The 20,958-nt window shown below is 72.1% G+C and carries 17 protein-coding genes; 8 read left to right on the top strand and 9 right to left on the bottom strand.

What is annotated here, in order from left to right; genetic code table 11:
* The first annotated feature begins 73 nt into the window (after positions 1–73).
* The 3 genes from ACFC79_RS09040 (at position 74) to ACFC79_RS09030 (ending at position 3,832) form a co-directional block, all read left to right on the top strand.
* Positions 74–940, top strand: a complete 867-nt coding sequence (locus tag ACFC79_RS09040; RefSeq protein WP_376237147.1) for an SDR family oxidoreductase — start codon at positions 74–76, stop codon at positions 938–940.
* Positions 941–1,136: 196 nt separating this feature from the next.
* Entirely contained in the window at positions 1,137–2,150 is a 1,014-nt protein-coding gene (gene rarD / locus ACFC79_RS09035; protein WP_376237144.1) for an EamA family transporter RarD, read from the top strand.
* Positions 2,151–2,224: 74 nt separating this feature from the next.
* Positions 2,225–3,832, top strand: coding sequence for an FAD-dependent monooxygenase (locus ACFC79_RS09030; RefSeq protein WP_376237141.1), 1,608 nt, complete (start codon positions 2,225–2,227; stop codon positions 3,830–3,832).
* A gap of 408 nt (positions 3,833–4,240) precedes the next feature.
* Here ACFC79_RS09030 and ACFC79_RS09025 read toward each other — a convergent pair whose 3' ends face one another.
* Positions 4,241–4,852: a CGNR zinc finger domain-containing protein gene (locus tag ACFC79_RS09025; protein ID WP_376237139.1), complete on the bottom strand. Its 612-nt coding sequence runs from the start codon at positions 4,850–4,852 to the stop codon at positions 4,241–4,243.
* A gap of 13 nt (positions 4,853–4,865) precedes the next feature.
* Between ACFC79_RS09025 and ACFC79_RS09020 the strand changes: the two genes are divergently transcribed.
* The gene (locus ACFC79_RS09020; protein ID WP_376237136.1) at positions 4,866–5,324 is read left to right on the top strand and encodes a VOC family protein; all 459 of its coding nucleotides are present in this window, start codon (positions 4,866–4,868) and stop codon (positions 5,322–5,324) included.
* A 69-nt stretch (positions 5,325–5,393) separates the two neighbouring features.
* Here the strand turns inward: ACFC79_RS09020 and ACFC79_RS09015 are convergent, their stop codons facing one another.
* The 7 genes from ACFC79_RS09015 to ACFC79_RS08985 all read right to left on the bottom strand — a co-directional run bounded on the left by ACFC79_RS09015 (position 5,394) and on the right by ACFC79_RS08985 (position 12,946).
* Positions 5,394–5,789, bottom strand: a complete 396-nt coding sequence (locus ACFC79_RS09015; protein ID WP_376237134.1) for a VOC family protein — start codon at positions 5,787–5,789, stop codon at positions 5,394–5,396.
* A gap of 67 nt (positions 5,790–5,856) precedes the next feature.
* A complete protein-coding gene (locus ACFC79_RS09010; protein ID WP_376237131.1) occupies positions 5,857–6,777 on the bottom strand; it encodes a nitroreductase/quinone reductase family protein in 921 nt (306 codons plus the stop codon).
* A 480-nt stretch (positions 6,778–7,257) separates the two neighbouring features.
* The gene (locus tag ACFC79_RS09005; RefSeq protein WP_376237128.1) at positions 7,258–7,917 is read right to left on the bottom strand and encodes a TetR/AcrR family transcriptional regulator; all 660 of its coding nucleotides are present in this window, start codon (positions 7,915–7,917) and stop codon (positions 7,258–7,260) included.
* 237 nt (positions 7,918–8,154) lie between these two features.
* Complete coding sequence (locus ACFC79_RS09000) at positions 8,155–9,072, bottom strand: ABC transporter permease (RefSeq protein WP_376237525.1); 918 nt, start codon at positions 9,070–9,072, stop codon at positions 8,155–8,157.
* A 115-nt stretch (positions 9,073–9,187) separates the two neighbouring features.
* The gene (locus ACFC79_RS08995) at positions 9,188–10,171 is read right to left on the bottom strand and encodes an ATP-binding cassette domain-containing protein (protein ID WP_376237125.1); all 984 of its coding nucleotides are present in this window, start codon (positions 10,169–10,171) and stop codon (positions 9,188–9,190) included.
* A 242-nt stretch (positions 10,172–10,413) separates the two neighbouring features.
* Positions 10,414–11,694 carry an outer membrane lipoprotein carrier protein LolA gene (locus ACFC79_RS08990; RefSeq protein WP_376237122.1) on the bottom strand — a complete coding sequence of 427 codons (1,281 nt, stop codon included), beginning with the start codon at positions 11,692–11,694 and terminating at the stop codon, positions 10,414–10,416.
* 244 nt (positions 11,695–11,938) lie between these two features.
* Positions 11,939–12,946 (bottom strand): polyprenyl synthetase family protein, encoded by a 1,008-nt coding sequence (locus ACFC79_RS08985; RefSeq protein WP_376237119.1) that lies wholly within the window; start codon positions 12,944–12,946, stop codon positions 11,939–11,941.
* Positions 12,947–13,102: 156 nt separating this feature from the next.
* On the opposite strand from ACFC79_RS08985, the gene ACFC79_RS08980 reads away from it, so the two are divergent.
* The 4 genes from ACFC79_RS08980 to ACFC79_RS08965 all read left to right on the top strand — a co-directional run bounded on the left by ACFC79_RS08980 (position 13,103) and on the right by ACFC79_RS08965 (position 18,757).
* Positions 13,103–14,602, top strand: a complete 1,500-nt coding sequence (locus ACFC79_RS08980) for a peptide MFS transporter (protein WP_376237116.1) — start codon at positions 13,103–13,105, stop codon at positions 14,600–14,602.
* Positions 14,603–14,611: 9 nt separating this feature from the next.
* Positions 14,612–16,606: a CocE/NonD family hydrolase gene (locus tag ACFC79_RS08975; RefSeq protein ID WP_376237113.1), complete on the top strand. Its 1,995-nt coding sequence runs from the start codon at positions 14,612–14,614 to the stop codon at positions 16,604–16,606.
* 151 nt (positions 16,607–16,757) lie between these two features.
* Positions 16,758–17,987 (top strand): fumarylacetoacetase, encoded by a 1,230-nt coding sequence (gene fahA / locus ACFC79_RS08970; RefSeq protein ID WP_376237110.1) that lies wholly within the window; start codon positions 16,758–16,760, stop codon positions 17,985–17,987.
* Positions 17,988–18,142: 155 nt separating this feature from the next.
* Positions 18,143–18,757 carry a Uma2 family endonuclease gene (locus tag ACFC79_RS08965; RefSeq protein WP_376237107.1) on the top strand — a complete coding sequence of 205 codons (615 nt, stop codon included), beginning with the start codon at positions 18,143–18,145 and terminating at the stop codon, positions 18,755–18,757.
* Positions 18,758–18,798: 41 nt separating this feature from the next.
* Here the strand turns inward: ACFC79_RS08965 and recQ are convergent, their stop codons facing one another.
* Positions 18,799–20,877, bottom strand: a complete 2,079-nt coding sequence (gene recQ / locus ACFC79_RS08960) for a DNA helicase RecQ (RefSeq protein ID WP_376237104.1) — start codon at positions 20,875–20,877, stop codon at positions 18,799–18,801.
* Positions 20,878–20,958: the final 81 nt, after the last annotated feature.

The raw sequence follows: 20,958 nt of genomic DNA, 5'->3' as shown, positions 1-20,958 counted from the left end.
GATTGGTTAGTACCCCTCCTAGAGTGAGTGAAGGCCCGAACAAGGATCAGCGCCGCCGAAAGAGGAGAAACCCATGAGCATCGTCGTCACCGGAGCCACCGGAGAACTCGGCCGACTCGTCGTCGACCGGCTGCTCGCCACCGTCCCCGCCGGTGAGATCGCCGCCGTCGTCCGCGACGAGGCGAAGGCCGCCCCGCTCGCCGCCCGGGGCGTCGAGATCCGCGTCGCCGACTACGACCGCCGCGAGTCCCTCACGGACGCCTTCCGGGCCGGCGACCGCGTCCTGCTCGTCTCCGGCAGCGAGGTGGGCCGACGCGTGCCGCAGCACACCGCCGTCATCGAGGCGGCCGGGGCGGCGGGCGTGGCGCAGCTCGCGTACACCGGCATCCTGGGCGGCCCCGACGCCGACTTCGCGCTCGCCGCCGAGCACAAGGTCACCGAGCGGCTGATCCTCGACTCCGGGCTGCCGCACACCTTCCTGCGCAACGGCTGGTACACCGAGAACTACACCGCCAACCTCGGCCCCGTCCTGGAGCACGGCGCCGTCGTCGCCAACGCGGGCGACGGCCGGGTCGCCTCCGCCACCCGGGCCGACTACGCCGCCGCCGCGGCGGCCGTACTGACCGGCGAGGGCCACATCGGCGCGGTGTACGAGCTGAGCGGCGACGTCGCCTGGTCGTTCGCGCAGTACGCGGCCGAGATCGCGAAGGCCACCGGCAGGGAGATCGCATACCGGAACGTCCCGGCCGCCACGCACCAGGAGATCCTGGTCGGCGCCGGGGTGCCCGAACCGTTCGCCGCGATCCTGGTCGACGTGGACGAGGCGATCGAGCGCGGCCTGCTCGCCGGCACCAGTGGCGACCTCGCCCGGCTGATCGGCCGACCCACGACGCCGCTCGCCGAGACCGTGGCGGCGGCGGTGGCCGCCGCCGGGGCATGACCCCATTCCGCCTCAGGGGCTCCCGGGATGTCAGGGATCCCGAGGACCCCTGACATCCCAGGAGCCCCTGAAATCCCCGGAATCCCGGGCGCCCCTGTCATGACCGTATGTCGATACGTCCATGACAGCGGGCGCCGCACGGAGATACCGTCGTGCCGTCGACTCCGCGGTCGGCACGGACACGCCGGGAGGGCCCGTGAAGGGGACGAATGATCAGCGGGCCGGACTGCTCTCCGGCATCGGCGCCTACGGACTGTGGGGCGTCGTCCCGCTGTTCTGGCCGCTGCTGAGGCCCGCCGGGGCGGTCGAGATCCTCGCCCACCGCATGGTCTGGTCCCTCGGCGTCGTCGGCATCGCCCTGCTGGCGCTGCGCCGCTGGTCCTGGATCGGCGAGCTGATACGACAGCCGAGGAAGCTCGGCCTGATAGCGGTCGCCGCGGCCGTGATCACGGTCAACTGGGGCCTGTACATCTGGTCCGTGAACAACGGCCACGTCGTCGAGGCGTCGCTCGGCTACTTCATCAATCCGCTGGTCACCATCGCCATGGGCGTCCTGCTGCTCGGCGAACGGCTGCGCCCCGCGCAGTGGGTGGCGGTCGGCACCGGCGTCGCGGCGGTGCTCGTGCTGGCGATCGGCCACGGACGGCCGCCGTGGATCTCGCTGACGCTGGCGTTCTCGTTCGCCGTCTACGGTCTGGTGAAGAAGAAGGTCGCCATGGGCGGCCTGGAATCACTCGCCGCCGAGACCGCCGTGCTGTTCCTGCCCGCGCTCGGGTATCTGCTGTGGCTCGGCGCGCAAGGCACGTCGACCTTCGGCTCCGAGGGGACCGGGCACGCGGCGCTGCTGGCCGCGACGGGCGTCGTCACGGCCGTCCCGCTCATCCTGTTCGGGGCGGCGGCGATCCGGGTGCCGCTCTCCACGCTGGGCCTGCTCCAGTACCTGGCCCCGGTCTTCCAGTTCGTGCTGGGCATCGTGTACTTCCACGAGGAGATGCCGCCCGAGCGGTGGGCCGGCTTCGCCCTGGTCTGGCTGGCGCTCACCCTGTTGACCTGGGACGCGTTCCGGGCGGCGCGAAGCACCAGGGCGCAGATGCGGACCGGCGCGGCGCGGGCGGCGGCACACACCGCCCCGTCGGCACCGTCGACCGAGGACTCCGCTTCCCCATCCGTCGCGGCCCCGGCGCCCCGCGGCTCCACGGACACACCATAAAAGTTACCCGGTTGCTTTTTTAACTCGGTTGCGTTTTGCTGGGGATCCCACGGAACCACGACCGAGGAGTCCGCATGTCCGCGACCACGACCACGACCATCACTCCGGTACTGATCGTGGGCTCGGGTCCGACCGGCCTGACCCTGGCCTGCGACCTGGCCCGCCACTCCGTCGCCGTACGGATCATCGACAAGTCCCCCGATTTCCCGCGCAGCTCGCGCGCCAAGGGCCCCAACGCCCGCTCCCTGGAGGTGCTGGCGGACCTGGGGGTGGCGGACCGGGTGCTGGCCGCGGGCTCTGCGCCGCTGCCGATGCGCAAGTACCGCGACGGCCTGCCGGTGGCCGACGCCGACCCGCACGAGGCGTCGGACCCCGCACCGGACACCCCGTACGGGCGCCCGCGGCTCATCGCCCAGTGGGCGCTGGAGGAGATCCTCCGCGACCGCCTCGCGGAGTACGGCGTCCACGTCGAACTGGGCGCGGAGGCGATCGCGCTGACGCAGCACGCCGACTCGGTGGACGTGGCGCTCGCGGACGGCAGGAGCATCACGGCGCGCTACGTGGTGGGATGCGACGGCGCGCACAGCCCGGTGCGCAAGATGCTCGGCGTCACCTTCGAGGGCAGTACGGCCGAGGAGCAGACGATGGTCTGCGGGGACGTCGAGGTGGACGGCCTCGACCGCGGCTTCTGGCACCAGTGGTTCGACGAGGACGGAGCCGTGATGCTGTGTCCGATCCCGGGTACGCGGTCGGGCTGGTGGTTCCAGGCGAGCCCGGAGACGGACGGGGCGGGAAACCCCGTACCGCCCTCGTTGGAGAGCTTCCGGCGGCTCCTCGCCCGGCACGCCCGGCTGCCCGGCGACCGCCTGTCGCGGGCGGAACTGCTGTCCACCTACCGGGGCAACGAGCGGATGGCCGACCGCTACCGGGTGGGCCGGGTCCTGCTGGCCGGGGACGCCGCACATGTGCACTCCATCGCGGGCGGGATGGGCATGAACACCGGTATCCAGGACGCCTTCAACTTGGGCTGGAAGCTCGCCCCGGCCGCCACCGGGCGGGCGGCCGAGGGCCTGTTGGACACGTACGAGGAGGAGCGGCTGCCCGTCGCCGCCCGGACGCTGGGCATCGCTGCGGAGCGGCTGCGGGCCACGCTCGACGCGATCAAGGAGCCGGGGGGCGGCCTGGACTCGGCGATGACCGCGGAGACCACCGGCCTGGGCATCGGCTACCGCTGGAGCCCGCTCGCCCGCGACACCCGCCGGGGCACGCACTCCCCCGCCGGTGCGGCCCTCGGCCCGCGCGCGGGCGACCGGGCGCCGGACGCCACCTGCCGCGACGCCGCGACCGGCGCACCGACCCGCATGTTCGACGTGTTCGCGGGACCGCACTTCACCCTGCTCGGCTTCGGGCCGGGCACGGCGGACGCGCTGCGCGCGGCGGAGGCCGAACACGGTGGCAGGCTGCGGGCGTTCGGGGTGGACACGGGGGAACGGCAGGGGCTGTCGGACCCGACGGGCCGGGCCCGCACGACGTACGGCATCACGGACGACGCGCTCGTCCTGATCCGCCCGGACAACCATGTGGGGCTGATCGCGCCCGCCGATGACGGCCGGGCCGTCGGGGAGTACCTGAACCGCCTCGTCGGCACGGCCCCGGCCACCGGCGCGACTCCGGCCGTCTGAGCGCCTCGTGGAGGGGGAGGCCGTTACTGCATTCCGCGCAGCACGCGTACGGCATTCAGGCGGGATTCGAGGCCGTCACGGTGGGTCAGTCCGAAACTACCAACCGTTTATATTCTTCTGACGTGCCATGAGCCGATCCACGCCCATGTCCCGGAGCATGGTCCGCCTGCTCCTGCGCACCGCCGTCGCGACCCTCTCCACGCTGTCGTTCCTCGTCTGCGAAGCCTCGCCCACGGCACACGCGGACGGCGTCGGTGCGAAGCGGGCCCACCCCTCCTCCGCTCCCGATCGAAGCACTTCCGGCCCGCCGTCCCCCCTCCGGGAGGGACACCTCCGGGAGGGACACCTCCGGCTGCCGGCCGGAAGTCCGTCCTGATCCGTCCGGCACCCGCGAGCGGCCCCGGCCGCTCAGTCGGCGGCGGTGTGCCGGGCGCGGTGGGCCCGGACCTTGTGGAGGTTCCCGCAGCGCTCCATCGCGCACCACCGCCGTCGGCCGGGGCGCGAGGTGTCGACGAAGAGCAGCGCGCAGTTCGCCGACCCGCATTCGCGGATGCGGTCGGCGTACGGCCCGGTGAACAGCTCCACGGCGTCCCGCGCCACGGTCGACAGCAGAGCGGTTCCGGTGGCACCGGGAGCCCACGAGAATCCGCCCGACGCGACGTCGACCCGTGGGACGAGCGGCGGTTCGGCCGCCACCGCGTTGACCACGTCGAGGGGGCCCGGGGCGAGCGGACGGCCGTGCGCACGCGCCTCCGTCAGGTCCCGGAGGGCGGCGCGCAGTTCGTGCGCCCGGCGCAGTTCCGCCGCACTCACATCCAGGGACAGCCCGCCGGGCAATCGGCACTCCCCCGCCCATCGCACCAGGTCGGCGGGGGCGTGCAGCACCTCGTACGCCGCGTACCGCCCGCACCCGCCGGTGGGCAGCAGCTCCAGGCTCAGGGCTCCGGGATCGAAGCGGTAGGGGCGTCCCTCCGGGGTGTGGAGGATGAGCCCCGGCACCTCCCTTGCGGGTTCAATCATGTAACCAATATAAATGGTTTCCATGACCCTGCACTGGAAAGTCGTCATCGACTCGACCGACCCGCACGCGCAGGCCGCCTTCTGGGCGGAGGCCCTCGGCTACCTCGTCGAGGACAACAGCGCACTGGCCGAGCGGCTGATCGGGGCCGGGGCGGTGCCCGAGGCGGCCACCGTCCTGGTGGACGGCCGCCGCGCCTGGCGGGATCTCGCGGCGGCCCGGCACCCCGACGATCCCTACGAGGAGGAGAGCGGGACGGGCCTCGGACGACGGCTGCTGTTCCAGCGTGTGCCGGAGGCCAAGACCGTCAAGAACCGCCTCCACCTCGACGTGCACGCGGGCCCGGGGCGACGTGACGCGGAGGTGGCCCGGCTGGCGGGCCTGGGCGCGAAGGTGCTGCGCGAGGTCGCACAGCCGGGAGGCACCTGGTCGGTCCTCGCCGATCCCGAGGGAAACGAGTTCTGCGTGCACTAGCGGCCCCGGCCGCAGGCCCTGCCGCCCCGCGAGGGGGCGGCAGGGCCTGCGGCAACGGGCCCGCCCGGTTCAGTCCGCCACCACGTCCTGCGGGTACCAGCGCAGTTCCACGGTGTTGCCGTCCGGGTCCCGGACGTACACCGACTGCGCGGTGCCCCGGGCGCCGGAGCGGCTGACCGGGCCCTCCAGCACGGTGAAGTCGCCCGAGTCGATGACCTGCTGCCAGTCCAGCGGCTCGACGACCAGGCAGATGTGGTCGACGTTCGACTCGGAGCGCGGGCCGCCCAGCAGATCGATGATCGTGGTCGGGCTGACCCGCGCCGACGGGAACGGGAAGGAACCGGCCCGCCACTCGTCGACCTTCATCGGTTCCAGGCCGAGCAGCCCGCAATAGAACTCCAGGGAGCGCTCGACGTCCTGCACGTTGAGCACCAGGTGATCGAAGTCCTTGACCTTTACTCGCACGGCACAACCTCTCAGCCATCACATCGGATACGACCGGTGTGTATGGTCCGGTCCGTTCCGGTCCGGTTCAAGGAGCCGCGGCGGTCGGGGCGGCCGGGGGCCAGGGGACCCCGGCGAGCAGGGGCAGGATCTGCTCCTCCTCGTTGTCCAGATGCGCGGTCAACTCCTCGGACATCCTGTTCAGTTCCGCACGGAAGCGCTCGGGTTCCGCGATGCCGATGCCGGCGAGCAGCGCGACGAGTTCGCCCCGGATGCGCGCGACGGTGCGGTGTTCCTCGGCAAGCCGGGCGAAGGTGCCGGTCAGGTGGGGGTGGTGGCGCGCGATGCCCGGGAACAGGTGCGCGTCCTCGCTCGTGTGGTGGAACTCCAGGGCCTGGCAGAACGCGAGGCAACGCTGCCGGATCTGCAACCCCAGACCGGGCACCGGGGCCGCGCCGGGGTCCGGGTGGGCCGCCCGTGCGGCGAAGTGGGCGTCCGCCTCCGCCTTCACGTGGGCCAACTGGCCCCGCAGCCAGGTATGCACCTCGATGAGCTTGTCGGCGAGGCTGTTCACCTCGGCGGGCGCCTCCCAGCCGTCGGGCTCGGCCCGCTCCAGCACCACGACCGGCAGCAGTCGGGTGGTCCCGGCCTGGTGGTCGGCGTACCCCGGTGCCGCCGCCACGACCCGGGCGAAGAGCCGATCGCGCCGTGCCCCCTCGGCGGGAACGGCGAGGGCCTCGAACGAGCGGGTACCGACTTCCACCCGCACCACCGGGTGGGCGAGGAGGTTGTGGTACCAGGCGGGATGGGCCGGAGCGCCCAGGTTGGAGCCGACGACCAGCAACGCGTCGCCGTGCCGGACGTAGCCGAGCGGAGTCGTGGCCTCCTTCCCCGACCTCGCGCCGGTGGTGGTCAGCAGGAGGAGGTCACTGCCCCGGAAGGGCCCGCCGACCTCTCCCCCGTTGGCACGGAACTCCTCGATGACGGACGTGTTGAACGATGTGGGCATGCGGTTCTGTCTCTCCGGAAAGCACGGATGAAGCCCTCGCCCGCTGCGGCGAACGGCTGTCGTGAACGAAATGGCTGATCGAGAGGCGCGCGGCTCGTGTCGCGTACGGACGACCCCGAGGGTGCGGGGAGGCGCCGCGCGGCCTTGCGCTGCGTCAGAAGCAGGGCGCGGAGTACGAACTCATGACGTGTCCCTGGATGAAGGGTGTTCACCCGATCGTCGGCCGGCCCACTGCTCTTTGGCCGACGTCACGTGACACCGCCGCCATTACACGCAGCCACTCGCCGGACTGTCAACGCCGCACCCTCTCACAGCGCGTGCCGGACCCGGCGGCGGAGGGTGCGGGACCGCACGTCGCCCCGCTTCCCCCTCCGCGCCCCTCCGCGCCCCTCCCCCGTCTCCCGCCCGCGTCCTCCCCCGTCCCGTTCGCCCGCGCATCCGGTTCGTCCGCGCATCCGACGCGTCCGCGCATCCGGTACGTCAGACGCCCGGCGCCACGGGCCGCGTTCCCCGCCACCCGCCGAGCGGAGCCGTGCCGTTCTCCTCCGCGGCCGCCTCCGGCACGCCCAGCGCGCGCAGCACCTGCGCGACCAGCGCCGCCACTTCGGCCTCGTCCTGCACCGGCTTGCGCAGCAGGTGGCGGTAGTACACCGGGCCGTACAGCATCTCCACGGCCAGCGGGAGATCCGCGTCCGGCGGGATCTGGCCCTGTTCCTGGGCGCGGTGCAGGCGGGCGACCGCCTCCGCGAAACGCGGGTCGACCAGCTTCGTCCGCACCGTCTCCGCGAGCGCGTCGTCATGATGGACCTCGGAGAGTATCCCGGCATAGGCGGGGCCGAACGGCGGCGTGGACAGCAGCCGCACCGCGCCCATCACGTTCGCCCGGAGGTCGGCGGCGATGTTCCCGGTGTCGATGAACGGTGTGCTGCCGATCAGCCCGTCCGTGAACGCCTCCAGGAGCACCGCGCTCTTCGCGGGCCACCAGCGGTAGATGGTCTTCTTGCTGACGCCCGCTCTCGCCGCGATCGCCTCGATGGTGACACGGCCGTACCCCTTCTCCGTGCACAGTTCGAGCGCGGCTTCCAGGGTCGCCCGTCGTGATCTCTCGCTGCGGCGCATTGAACTCGGCGATGTGATCATTCGGTGAGCATAGGTGCGCTCGCACCCCTCCTTGTTGACAGCCCGTCACCATAAGTCGAACAATGCTGAGGCGGAAACGGAACGTGCCGTGTCGCATCGTTCCCGTGGTTCGCGCCGTTCGCGCCGCGACGAGCCGATCGGGGGACGGCTCGCCCGGCACGGCGGTGCGCGGGCGGTGCTCTGTACCGCCCGCGCCCTCACACCACTCACGCCCTCACGCCGTCGGCGCACCGCGCCTCAGGACGTGATGTCCTTCGTGGTGAACCGGGCCCAGGCCGCGGAGCAGAACACCGCCGCGTACACCCCCTGAAGGCCCAGGTTCCTGACCAACTCGTCCCAGTACACGGGTTCACGCAACAGGTCCGCGTAGGACATCCAGTAGTGCGGGAAGAGGTACGGGTGGACCGCGCTCAGCTGCGGGACGGTGTCCACGATCTGAACGGTGATCAGCAGGCCGACGGTCGCCGCCATGGCCGCGATGCCGCTCGTGGTGAGGGTCGAGACGAACAGGCCGATCGCCGCGAAGCCGATCAGCGACGCCGCGACCACCACCGCGATCAGCCCCGCCCGCGCCAGCCCCTCGCCGAAGCCGATTCGGGTCCCCGAGATGGTGGTGACGTCGCCGACCGGGAAGAGCAGCGCCCCCACGACGAGCGCCGACAGCGCCACGACCAGGGTCGCGACCAGGCAGAACGTGAGGACGGACGCGTACTTCGTCAGCAGCAGCCGGCCCCGGCCCGCCGGGGCGACCAGCAGATAGCGCAGGGTGCCCGCGTTGGCCTCACCCGCGATCGAGTCGCCCGCGACGACACCGACGGCCATCGGCAGGAAGACCGGGAGCGTCACGGCGAGCGCCGCGAAGACCAGGAACAGGCCGTTGTTGGTGATCTGGGAGAGGAACGCGGGGCCCTGGCCGCCGTCCGGTCCGGGCGAGGAGCCGTGATTCGTCTCGATCCGCACCGCGATCCCGATCAGAACCGGAACGGCGGCCAGCACTCCGAGGAGGGCGAGGGTGCGCCATCGGCGGAAAGTGATGGTCAGCTCGGAGCGGAGGATGCCGAAGGCCCGCACCGGGCCACGTGCCCCGCCGCCCCGGTCGTCCCCGCAGGTCGTCCCCGCCTCGTCCGTCCCGCTCGCCCCGTCCGCCGAACGCATCACATCCGCACCGCCCATCCCGTCCACCGCATCCGTTCCGCTCGCCGTGTCCGTCCCGTCCGTCCCGCCCGTCTCGCCCGTCCCGCCCGTCCCGTCCGTTCCGGTGCGTGAGGCATCACCCCGCGACATCGAACCCCTCCCCGGTGAGGGCGACGAACGCGTCCTCCAACGAAGCACGCTCGACGCCGAAGGACCGCAGGCGCACCCCGGCGTGGACCAGCGCCGCGCTGAGGTCGGCGAGTTCCACATCGGCGGCCGGGGCATCGGCGCTCACCCGCTCGCCGTCGGCCGTGACGCCGACGACGCCCAGCCCCTCCAGGACCCGGGCGGCCTCGCCCGGGTCGGGGGTCGTGACGGTCAGTCGGCCGCGGGCGCCCGCCGCCAGCTCCGCGACCGGGCCCTGGACGATCAGCCGGCCCGCGGCCATCACCGCGGCGTGCGTGCAGACCTGTTCGATCTCGTCGAGGAGGTGGGAGGAGAGGAAGACGGTGGTGCCGTCCGCCGCCAGGTCCCTGACCAGGGTGCGGATCTCCCGCATCCCCTGCGGGTCCAGGCCGTTGGTCGGCTCGTCGAGCACGAGCAGGCGGCGCGGCCGGAGCAGGGCCGCCGCGAGGCCGAGACGCTGTTTCATGCCGAGCGAGTACGCCCTGGCCCTCCGGCCGGCCGCCGCGGCGAGCCCGACCCGGTCCAGGGCCTGCTCGACCCGGGCCCGGCGGGTGCGCGGATCGGCGGTCGGGTCGGCGGAGTCGTACCGCAGCAGGTTGTCCCGGCCGTTCAGGAAGCCGTACAGCGCCGGTCCCTCGATCAGCGCGCCGACCTGTGGGAGGACCGAACGGGCCGCGCCCGGCATGGGGCCGCCGAGCACGTGCGCGGTGCCGGACGTCGGCTCGATCAGGCCCATCAGCATCCGGATCGTCGTGGTCTTGCCGGAGCCGTTCGGACCGAGGAACCCGAAGACGCTCCCGGCCGGTACGGCGAGGTCGAGGCCGTCGACGGCGGGCCTGCCCGCGCCGTACCGCTTGGTGAGGCCCCGTGTCTCGATCACCGGGCCGGACGCAGCCGCCGCGCCCCGCTCGGTGGCGGTCCCGGGCTCTGTCATACGTGGCTCCCTGGGTCGGGTCGGGTCGGGCCGCCGGGCCGGGCCGGATCGGGCCCGGCGGAATGTGGGCGGAGGGTCATGGGCGGGCCGGTCCGGCAGGGTGGGCGGACGGGACCGGGGGAAGGCGGGCGGACGGGGCCGGGCGCGACCGGCCGGACGGTCCGCAACGGCCCGCCCCGCCGTACGGAGGGTACGGCGGGGCGGGTGGACGGCGACGAGCGGCGATGTGCCGCGCCCCGACGTCAGGAGGCGTTGTCGGCGGCCTCGACCAGGGCCTCCGGCGTGACGGCACCGACGTACACCTTGCCGCTGTCCGTCATCAGCGTGTTGACCAGGCGGGTCTTGAAGACCGTGCCCGAGCCGAACTTCCCGGAGACCTTGTCGCCCAGCGCGTCCAGGAACTGCTGCGCCTCGGCAGGCACCTCGCCCGACGCCTTCGAGGGAAGCCCCGAGCCGCCCGGGACGGTGATCTCGGCGATCGCGTTCCAGCCCTCGCCGATGACCTTCGGGCCCTTGAGTCCGTCGGTCCCCTCGCCCCCGATGCCCAGTTTCCCGGAACCCAGTTCCCCGGCGCCCGGCAGGATGCCCAGGCCCTCCGGACCATCGGACCCGCGGTGCTGCGCCTTCGCGTCGTCGGCCTCGGTCACCTCGGCGCCCTTGGGCGGGGTGAAGGTGAACGAGGAGGCGGCCGGCTTCGCGAAGTCGACCTGGGTGAATCCGGCGTCGACGACGGCCTTGCCGCCGCCGCTCGGCAGCAGGCTGAACTTCAGCGGCACGCCGTTCTTCGCGTCGACCGCGACGGTGACCGAGGCGATCGTGGAGCCGCTCTGCTTCGGCTTGACGACCAGCTTGTACGCGTCGCGCCCGGCGACCCGCGCCGTCCCGTCGACCGTCACCGAGGTGGTGGGGCCCGCGGTCTTCAGCACCTGTTCGGCGAGCGCCTTCGGCGTGGTCGGCACGGAGTCGGGGACCGGGGCCGAGCGGTCGTCCTTCTTCGCCGCGGCACGGTCCTCCGTGGCGTGGTACGCCTGGTTGCTGCCGCTGTCGTACGCCCAGACCTCGGCGCCGTTGCGAATCAGGCTGTACTCCGTCGCGCTGTCCAGGACGGAGAGCCGCTGCCGGTCGGGGCCGTCGGCGGCGATCCGCAGGGTGTGCGTGCCGGACGCCAGTTCCGTCAGCTTCGCCTGCGGGTCGGCGCTCGATCCGCCCTTGCCGCCACCGGGGCCGCCGCCCTGGACGAAGGCGTCGGCCAGGCCGCCGAAGGACGGGAGGCCGAGGTCCGTGCTGATCTGCACCGTTCCGGAGAGCTGCTGGGTGTCGGAAGCGGCGATCTTCTCGATGAGCTGCTGTGCGGTGATCTTCGGCAGATCGGGGTCACCGGTGCTCGCGAGCGCCGGGACGAGCCCGATCGTCGCTGCCGCCACCCCCGCCACCGCGACCGGGACGGCGTACCGGGCCGCCTTCCGGCGGGCGGCGGCGCCCCTGGTTCCGCCGTCGGTCGCTGCGCTGTCGTTCGGTGCCATATGTATGCCCTACCTCCGTGGTCGGCGGCTTCCGTCCGGGATGCACTCGTCCACTCCGTGCCGCCGTTCTCGCCCGATTCGTTCAGGAGCGGATGTGCTCCATCCGACCAAATCGACGGCGCGAAGACGTCACCCGAGGGGATCAACTCCGCCTACCTCTCCGGGATGACACCGGTCGTGCGCCCCTCCCCCGTCCCGTAGGGGAACCGTGCGGCCGAGGTCTGACGGAGACGGCGCGCACCGCTCAGCCCGCGCGGTGCACCACCGCGTCGCACATCTCCTCCAGCGCGGCCTTCGCGTACCCCTCGGGCAGCGGGGCCAGCGTCCGGCGTGCCGCCTCGGCGTACCGGACGGTGTCCCGCCGGGCCTGCTCCAGCGCCGGGTGGGCGCGGAGCCTGCGCAGCGCCTCGGCGTGCCGGGCGTCGTCGGCGAGGCCGCCGTCGAGGAGGGCGACGAGCTCCAGGTCCTCCGGCCGGCCCTCGGCCGCCGCCCGCGCCCGCAGGTGGAGCACCGGGAGGGTGGGGATGCCCTCGCGCAGGTCGGTGCCGGGGGTCTTGCCGGACTCGTGGGAGTCGGAGGCGATGTCGAGCACGTCGTCGGCGAGCTGGAAGGCGACGCCGAGCCGCTCCCCGTACTGGGTGAGGATGTCGACGGCCGCCTCGTCCGCACCGGCCATCAGCGCGCCGAACCGGCAGGCCACCGCGATCAGCGAGCCGGTCTTGCCGCTCAGCACGTCGAGGTAGTGCTCCACCGGGTCGCGGCCGTCCGGGCCCGCGGTCTCCAGGATCTGACCGGTGACCAGCCGCTCGAACGCCTCCGCCTGGATGCGGACGGCCTCCGGGCCGAGGTCGGCCAGTATGTGCGAGGCACGGGCGAAGAGGAAGTCCCCGGTCAGCACGGCCAGCGAGTTGCCCCAACGGCTGTTGGCGCTCTCGACGCCGCGGCGCACATCGGCCTCGTCCATCACGTCGTCGTGGTACAGCGTCGCGAGATGGGTCAGCTCGACGACGACGGCCGCGGGCACGATGCCGGGCGCGTACGGGTCGCCGAACCGGGCGGACAGTATGGCCAGCAGTGGCCGGAAACGTTTGCCCCCGGCGCGCACCAGATGCTGTGCGGCCTCCGTGATGAAGGGCACGCCGCTCTTGGTGGCATCGAGCAGCCCGGACTCGACAGCAGCCAAACCGGCCTGGACATCGGCCTCAAGAGCGCGGTCCCGCACGCTCAGTCCGAACGGCCCGACGACGGTCACGAGGGGATCTCCTGTCTGCTGACGATCACACGGAATGTCGATGTGTCGCTGTCATCACTCAAGTCAGCGTATCCGGTCCCCTTTGGATCACCGTGGGCGCCTTCCCGCCACCGCCGGTATGTTCGAGATCAGCTCATACGATCAGGAGTCCTCCTTTTGTCCCACACGACCACCGACACCGAACCGACCCAGCCCCCGCCCGGCGACGACCATGCCTTTTTCGGCCAGCCGCGGGGACTGATGACGCTGTCCGGCCTGGAAGTCTGGGAACGGTTCTCGTTCCTGGGCATGCAGGCGATCCTGGTCCTCTATTTCGCCGATACCGTCGCCCGCGGCGGCATGGGCCTGGACGCGGGCACCGCAGCCTCCGTATCGGCCGCCTACGGCACCCTGGTCTACCTGGTGTCCGTCGCCGGGGGCTGGCTGGCCGACCGGATCCTCGGCTCGTACCGCGCCGTGCTGTACGGCGGGATCCTCATCGCCTTCGGGCACTACGCCATGGCCGTGCCCACCGACGCCATGACCTGGACCGGCCTCGGCCTGATCAGCGCCGGGACCGGGCTGCTCAAGCCCAATGTGGCATCGATGGTCGGCAAGCTCTACCGTACCGACGACGAGCGCCGCGACGCCGGATTCGCGCTCTACTACATGGGCATCAACATCGGCGCGTTCCTCGGGCCGCTGGTCACCGGCTGGCTCGGCGACCACGCGAGCTGGCACTGGGGCTTCTCCGCCGCGGCCTTCGGCATGACCCTCGGTCTGATCCAGTACGTGCTGGGCCGGCGTCACCTGGCCGGGCGAAAGCACAGCGCCGAATTCGCGCTGGCGCCGGAGCCGATGCGGCGTGCCGTGCGGCTCATCGTGATCGGCGCCGTCGTGGTGGCCGCCGTCACCACCGCACTGTCGCTGACGGGATGGCTCACCATGGGCCGTGTCGTCGACGCGCTCACCCTCATCTCGGTGATCGCGCCGGTCGTCTACTTCGCGGTGATGTTCCGCAGCCGGCAGGTCACCGCCGAGGAGCGCGGCAGGCTGCGCCCGTACGTGGTGCTGTTCCTGGCCTCGGTCGTCTTCAACTTCATCCTCTTCCAGGCGTACTCGACGATGATTCTGCTCGCGTCGACCAACGCCCGCACCGAGATCTTCGGCTTCCACTTCCCGGCGAGCTGGTACGCCTCCGCGCTCGGTGCCTTCGAGGTCGCACTCGCCCCGGTGGTGGCCGCGGTCTGGGCCCGGATGGGGCCGCGCCAGCCGCATGCCTCCAACAAGATCGCGATCGGGGTGGTCCTCGGCGGGCTCTCCTTCCTGCTGATGGTGCTGCCGACCTCCGGGCACACCGGCGACACGTACAAGATGGCCGCCTGGTGGATCGTCGGCTCGTACCTGCTGCTCGGGCTGGGCGACATCCTGCTGGAGACCTCCGGCATGTCCGCGTCCACCAAGCTCGCGCCCAAGGCGTTCTCCGGCCAGACGATGGCGCTCTGGTTCCTCTCGCTGGCCCTCGCCAACGGCATCCAGGCCCAGGTCGTGAAGCTCTACGGCGAGGTCTCCAACCCCGCCTACTTCGGCATCAACGGCGCGATCGCGGTGGTGGCCGGTATTGCCGTCATCGCCGCCGCCCCCTGGCTCAGACGCACCATGCACCCCGTCCACTGAGGTACCGCCATGCACATCCGCACCACGTTCCCGTACGAGACCACCCATGAGGACGTCCGCATCCCGCTGCCGGACGGCACCCGGCTGTACGCCCGGATCTGGCGGCCGGTCACCGACGAACCCGTGCCCGCGCTCCTCGAATACCTGCCGTACCGGCTGGGCGACTGGACGGCCCCGCGCGACTGGCAGCGCCACCCCTGGTACGCGGGCCACGGCTACGCCTCGGTCCGGGTGGACGTGCGCGGCCACGGCAACAGCGAGGGCATGCCGGGCGACGAGTACGACGCCACGGAACTCGCCGACGGCGTCGCCGTCATCCACTGGCTGGCCCAGCAGGAATGGTGCTCGGGCCGGGTCGGCATGTTCGGCATCTCCTGGGGCGGCTTCAACTCGCTCCAGATCGCCGCCCTGGCCCCCGAGCCGCTGAAGGCCGTCGTCACCGTCTGCTCGACCGACGACCGCTACGACAACGACGTCCACTACATGGGCGGCTCGGTCCTCGGCGTCGACATGCACGCCTGGGCCGCCACCATGCTGGCCTTCGTCTCCCGCCCGCCGGACCCGGCCCAGGTCGGCGCGGGCTGGAAGGACATGTGGCTGGAGCGGCTGGAGAAGGTCGAGCCGTTCATCCACACCTGGCTGGGGCACCAGACCCGCGACGCCTACTGGAAGCACGGCAGCGTCTGCGAGGACTACTCCGCGATCCGGGCCAACGTGCTCGCGGTCGGCGGCTGGCACGACCCGTACCGCGACACCGTGCTGCGGCTCGTCGAACACCTTCCGCCGGACCGGGTGCGCGGGCTGATCGGCCCGTGGTCGCACCAGTACCCGGACCGCGGCCTGCCGCCCGGCCCGGCGATCGGCTTCCTCCAGGAGACGCTTCGCTGGTGGGACCAGCACCTCAAGGGCGAGGACACCGGCATCATGGCCGAGCCGCTGCTGCGGTCCTGGATCAGCGAGTCGCACCGGCCCGCCACGGCGTACGAGACGCTGCCCGGCCGCTGGGTCGGCGACACCGCCTGGCCGTCCCCGAACGTCGAGACCGTCGCGTACGCCCTGCGGGGCGGCCCGCAGACCGTCGACTCGCCGCAGCAGACCGGCCTGGACGCGGGCCGCTTCTTCCCCTTCGGCAACGACGCCGACCTGCCGCCCGACCAGCGCGACGAGGACGCCAAGTCGGCCTGCTTCGAGTTCCCGGTCGAGGACACGCCGATCGAGATCCTGGGACGGCCCCGGGTGACCCTGCGCCTGCGCATGGACGTGCCGCGCGGGCAGGCGATCGCCCGGCTCTGCGACGTCGCGCCGGACGGCTCCTCCACCCTCGTCACCCGGGGCGCGCTCAACCTCTCCGCCCGGCACGGCCGCGACCGCGCCGTGGACTGGCCGGTCGGCGCGACCGAGGAGGTGACCTTCGAGCTGAACGGCATCGGCCACACCTTCCCGCCCGGCCACCGGATCAGGCTCGCCGTCTCCTCCGCCTACTGGCCGTGGATCTGGCCGCAGCCCGGGTCGGTGGGCTTCACCCTGGACGCCGACGGGAGCTTCGTCGAACTTCCGGTGCGCCGGCACACCGAGGATCCGGAGATCCGGTTCGAGGAGCCGGAGCAGTCGCCGCCGCTCGGCGTCGTCCACCCGGTGCCGCTGGACGAGCAGCGGCCCGAGCGCCTGGTGGTCCGGGACGTCGCCAAGGGCGAATGGCGGCTGGAGGTCGACCCGCGCTACGGCGGCACCCGTCTCTACCCGGACGGTCTCGAATTCACCGAGGACGCCCTGGAGACGTACACCGTCCAGCAGGACGACCCGCTCTCCGCACGCACCCGCTCCGACTGGACGATCCGGCTGCACCGGCCGGAGATGGCCTGGGACGTGCAGATCGAGACGCGTTCCGAGATCGGTGCGGACGAGACCGACTTCATCACCTCCGACGAGGTGATCTGCCGGGACGGCGGCGAGGTCGTCTTCCACCGCACCTGGGAGAAGCGGATCCCGCGCACGGCGGGCTGAGTCCGTGCTTCCGCCGTGTCCCCGGTGGCCTCGCACACCTGGGACACGGCGGAGCTTTCCGGGCATCGGCGGGCAGTTGAGACACTCCCCGCCGGGACGGCCGCCGACGTAACGTGTCCCCCAAGCGACCTGGAAAGCGAGGCGGCAACACATGCCCGAGCAGAGCAGCCCGCTCGATCTGGCCGACGGCGACCCCTTCGGCCCGCACAACCTTCCGTACGGTGTGTTCTCCACCCCCGACCACCCCGAGGACCGCCGGGTCGGCGTCCGCATCGGCGACCACGTGCTGGACGCCGGGGCCGCCGCGCACGCGCTCGGCTCGCCCTACGCGCGGCTCCTCGCCCAGCCGGACCTGACCGAGCTGCTGGCCGCCGGCCGCACCGCCTGGCGGGACGTCCGGCGGGCGCTGATCTCCTGGGTGACGGTCCCGGCGCACCGCCCGGACATCGAACCGCTGCTGCACCCCGTCGAGTCCGTCACGCTGCACCTGCCGTACCGGGTCGCGGACTACGTCGACTTCTACGCGAGCGAGCACCACGCCACCAACGTCGGGAAGATCTTCCGGCCGAACGGCGAGCCGCTGACCCCCAACTGGAAGCACCTGCCGATCGGTTACCACGGCCGGTCCGGCACGGTCGTCGTCTCCGGCACGGACGTGGTGCGGCCGTCCGGCCAGCGCAAGACGCCTGCCGACGCCGCCCCGGTCTTCGGCCCGTCCGTCAAGCTCGACATCGAGGCCGAGGTCGGCTTCGTCGTCGGCGTCGGCTCCGAGCACGGCCGCCCGGTCCCGCTCGCCGACTTCCGCGAGCACGTCTTCGGGCTCTCGCTGCTCAACGACTGGTCCGCGCGGGACATCCAGGCCTGGGAGTACGTCCCGCTCGGCCCGTTCCTCGGCAAGTCCTTCGCCACCTCCGTATCGGCATGGGTGACTCCGCTGGAGGCCCTGGAGGACGCCTGGACCGCGCCGCCCGCCCGCGACTTCCCGCTCCTCCCCTACCTGGAGGACCGCGACGAGGACCGGGGCGGCGGGCTGGACCTGCGGATCTCCGTCGCGATCAACGGGCAGCAGGTCGCCGAGCCGCCGTTCGCCACCATGTACTGGACGCCCGCCCAGATGCTGGCCCAGATGACGGTGAACGGCGCCTCGCTGCGCACCGGCGACCTGTACGGCTCCGGCACGGTCAGCGGCGCCGAGCCGGGCCGGCGCGGTTCGCTGCTGGAGCTGACCTGGAACGGCAGCGAGCCGCTGGACCTCGCCGACGGCAAGCGGACCTTCCTGGAGGACGGCGACACCGTGACGATGACGGCCTGGGCCCCCGGCCCGGACGGCACCCGGATCGGGCTCGGCGAGGTGACGGGGCGCATCGTCCCGTCCGTCTGACATCGGCCTCCGTCCGCCCCTCCCCGTCAACGGCCGCGTCCCCGAGGGCGCGGCCGTCAACGGTTCCCGACCGGTTCACCTGTTCGCGCGAGTCCGAACCGGTTCCGGGTCGATACGCTGGACAGATCCGCGAGACTCCGTGCATGGGAGCACTGATGAGCGTCGAACCCGGGGGCGAAGAACCGAGGTGGGCGGTTCCGCCCGTGGGCGGCTGGACCGCCGATGACCTGGACACACTCCCGAACCTGCCTCCGCATACGGAGCTGATCGACGGGAGCCTTGTTTTCGTGAGTCCGCAGACGCTGTTCCATTCACGCGCGGTCAGCTTCTTCGAATGGCAGCTGCAATCGCTGGTCCCCTCCGGCCTGGAGGTCGTGCGCGAGTTCACCATCGACATCGACCGTCACAACCGGCCCGAACCCGATGTGATCGTCGTCGACGACGAGGTCGTCCGGGATGCGAGCCAGACCCGCTTCCCTGCCTCGTCCGTGCATCTCGCCATCGAGGTCGTGTCCGACGAGTCCCTGACCCGCGACCGGGAGACCAAACCCGTGAAGTACGCACGGGCTCGCATCCCCCACTACTGGCGTGTCGAGAACCACGACGGCAGGGCAGTCGTCTACGTCTTCGAGCTGGAACCGTCGACCGGGGCCTACGCCTACACCTCCACCGGGATCTTCCACGACCGGATGAAGGTCTCCGTCCCCTTCCCGGTCGACCTGGACCTCGGTGCCATCACGCCGCGCCGCCGGGCGGCGGCCCCGGAATAGCCCCGGCACCACCGCCCCCTTGCCCCGCCCGCCGCACGGGCTCACTCGAACTCGGGCGGCGGCTCCTCGTCCCAGCCGAACTCCGGATCGTCGTCGGGGGCGGCCGACGGGGCCGACGCCCGCACGGCCGGTGCGGACGCCGCCGCGACGGGAGCGTCCGGAACGGACCCGCCCCGCCCCGCGCCCGCATCCGCACCGGGCGCCGCCGCACCGGAACCGGCCTCCACCAGTGCCTCCTGCCGCGCCTCCCCCGCGTCCCCCGGCTCGCCCGCCGCACCACCGGCGAACTCCGCCAGGACCTCCAGCACGCCTTCCCCGTGGGTCGCGAGCTTCTTCTCGCCGAGGCCGCTGATCCCGCCCAGCGCGGACAGCGTGTCCGGCCGCACCGCGGCGATCTCGCGCAGCGTCGCGTCGTGGAAGATGACGTACGCCGGGACGCCCTGCTCCTTCGCCCGCGCACCGCGCCAGGCCCGCAGCGCCTCGAAGACCGGCACGGCCTCCGGCGCCAGTTCGGCGGCGGCCGTCTGGGACTTCGCCTTGCGTTCGGCCTTCGCGGAGCGCGAGGCGGGCTTCGCCGCCTCCTTGCGCAGCGGCACCTCGCGCTGCCGCTGGAGCACCGCCCCGCTGCCCTCGGTCAGCACCAGCGTGCCGTACTCGCCCTCGACCGCGAGCAGCCCCTGGGCGAGCAACTGCCGTACGACTCCGCGCCATTCGGCCTCGGACAGCTCCTCGCCGATCCCGAAGACCGAGAGCTGGTCGTGGTCGAACTGGATGACCTTGGCCGTCTTGCGGCCGAGCAGGATGTCGATGATCTGACCGGCGCCGAACTTCTGTCCGCGCTCCCGCTTCAGCCGCACCACCGAGGACAGCAGCTTCTGGGCGGCGACCGTGCCGTCCCAGGTCTCGGGCGGGGTGAGGCAGGTGTCGCAGTTGCCGCAGGCCGCGGCCGTCGGCTCCTGGCCGAAGTACTTCAGCAGCTGGCCGCGCCGGCACCGGGCCGTCTCGCACAGCGCGAGCATCGAGTCGAGGTGGGAGGCGGCCCGGCGGCGGAAGGACTCGTCGCCCTCGCCGCCCTGGATGAGCTTGCGCTGCTGGACGACGTCCTGGAGCCCGTAGGCCATCCAGGCCGTGGACGGCAGCCCGTCACGGCCCGCGCGGCCGGTCTCCTGGTAGTAGCCCTCGACCGACTTCGGCAGGTCGAGATGGGCGACGAAACGGACGTCCGGCTTGTCGATGCCCATGCCGAAGGCGATGGTCGCGACGACGACCAAACCCTCCTCGCGCAGGAACCGGGACTGGTGGGCGGCACGGGTGCCCGCGTCCAGGCCCGCGTGGTACGGCACGGCCTCGATGCCGTTGCGGCAGAGGTACTCGGCGGTCTTCTCGGTCGAGTTGCGCGAGAGGCAGTAGACGATGCCCGCGTCCCCGGCGTGCTCCTCCTTGAGGAAGGAGAGCAGTTGCTTCTTCGGATCGGCCTTGGGCACGATCCGGTACTGGATGTTGGGCCGGTCGAAGCTGGCGACGAAGTGCTTGGCGTCGGGCATGCCCAGACGCTGGGTGATCTCCTGGTGCGTGGCGTTCGTCGCGGTGGCCGTCAGGGCGATGCGCGGGACGTCGGGCCAGCGCTCGCCGAGGACCGAGAGGGCCAGGTAGTCCGGGCGGAAGTCGTGGCCCCACTGGGCGACGCAGTGCGCCTCGTCGATGGCGAAGACGGAGATCTCGCCCCGGGAGAGCAGGCCGAGCGTGGAGTCCAGCCGCAGCCGCTCCGGGGCCAGGTAGAGCACGTCGAGCTCGCCCGCGAGGAACTGGGCCTCCATGGAGCGGCGCTCGTCGAAGTCCTGCGTGGAGTTGATGAAGCCGGCCCGGACACCGAGCGCGCGAAGCGCGTCGACCTGGTCCTGCATGAGGGCGATCAGGGGCGAGACGACCACCCCCGTGCCGGAGCGGACCAGGGCCGGGATCTGGTAGCAGAGGGACTTGCCGCCGCCGGTGGGCATGAGCACGACGGCGTCGCCGCCCGCCACCACGTGGTCGACGATCGCTTCCTGCTCGCCGCGGAACGATTCGTACCCGAACACCCGGTGGAGGGTCTGCCGTGCGTCGCTCTCGGTCACATCCATGGTCCCGCCCGTCGTGCTCGTGCCGCCTGGTTCCCGGTGTCGTCCGTGGCCCGTCCCGATCACCGCTCCCCTGCCACGATA

This window comes from Streptomyces sp. NPDC056061, assembly GCF_042266885.1.
Lineage (GTDB): Bacteria > Actinomycetota > Actinomycetes > Streptomycetales > Streptomycetaceae > Streptomyces.
This window is presented reverse-complemented; position numbering and strand designations above follow the sequence as displayed.

What these genes read in the sequence shown, in the direction of transcription:
- ACFC79_RS09020 (WP_376237136.1), top strand. Translation starts at nt 4,866, where the DNA reads ATGGTTTCCATGACCCTGCACTGGAAAGTCGTCATCGACTCGACCGAC.
- ACFC79_RS09005 (WP_376237128.1), bottom strand. Translation starts at nt 7,917, where the DNA reads ATGATCACATCGCCGAGTTCAATGCGCCGCAGCGAGAGATCACGACGG.
- fahA (WP_376237110.1), top strand. Translation starts at nt 16,758, where the DNA reads ATGCCCGAGCAGAGCAGCCCGCTCGATCTGGCCGACGGCGACCCCTTC.
- ACFC79_RS08995 (WP_376237125.1), bottom strand. Translation starts at nt 10,171, where the DNA reads ATGACAGAGCCCGGGACCGCCACCGAGCGGGGCGCGGCGGCTGCGTCC.
- ACFC79_RS08975 (WP_376237113.1), top strand. Translation starts at nt 14,612, where the DNA reads ATGCACATCCGCACCACGTTCCCGTACGAGACCACCCATGAGGACGTC.
- ACFC79_RS08990 (WP_376237122.1), bottom strand. Translation starts at nt 11,694, where the DNA reads ATGGCACCGAACGACAGCGCAGCGACCGACGGCGGAACCAGGGGCGCC.
- ACFC79_RS08965 (WP_376237107.1), top strand. Translation starts at nt 18,143, where the DNA reads ATGAGCGTCGAACCCGGGGGCGAAGAACCGAGGTGGGCGGTTCCGCCC.
- recQ (WP_376237104.1), bottom strand. Translation starts at nt 20,877, where the DNA reads ATGGATGTGACCGAGAGCGACGCACGGCAGACCCTCCACCGGGTGTTC.
- ACFC79_RS09040 (WP_376237147.1), top strand. Translation starts at nt 74, where the DNA reads ATGAGCATCGTCGTCACCGGAGCCACCGGAGAACTCGGCCGACTCGTC.
- ACFC79_RS09030 (WP_376237141.1), top strand. Translation starts at nt 2,225, where the DNA reads ATGTCCGCGACCACGACCACGACCATCACTCCGGTACTGATCGTGGGC.
- ACFC79_RS09010 (WP_376237131.1), bottom strand. Translation starts at nt 6,777, where the DNA reads ATGCCCACATCGTTCAACACGTCCGTCATCGAGGAGTTCCGTGCCAAC.
- ACFC79_RS09000 (WP_376237525.1), bottom strand. Translation starts at nt 9,072, where the DNA reads ATGCGTTCGGCGGACGGGGCGAGCGGGACGGACGAGGCGGGGACGACC.
- ACFC79_RS09025 (WP_376237139.1), bottom strand. Translation starts at nt 4,852, where the DNA reads ATGATTGAACCCGCAAGGGAGGTGCCGGGGCTCATCCTCCACACCCCG.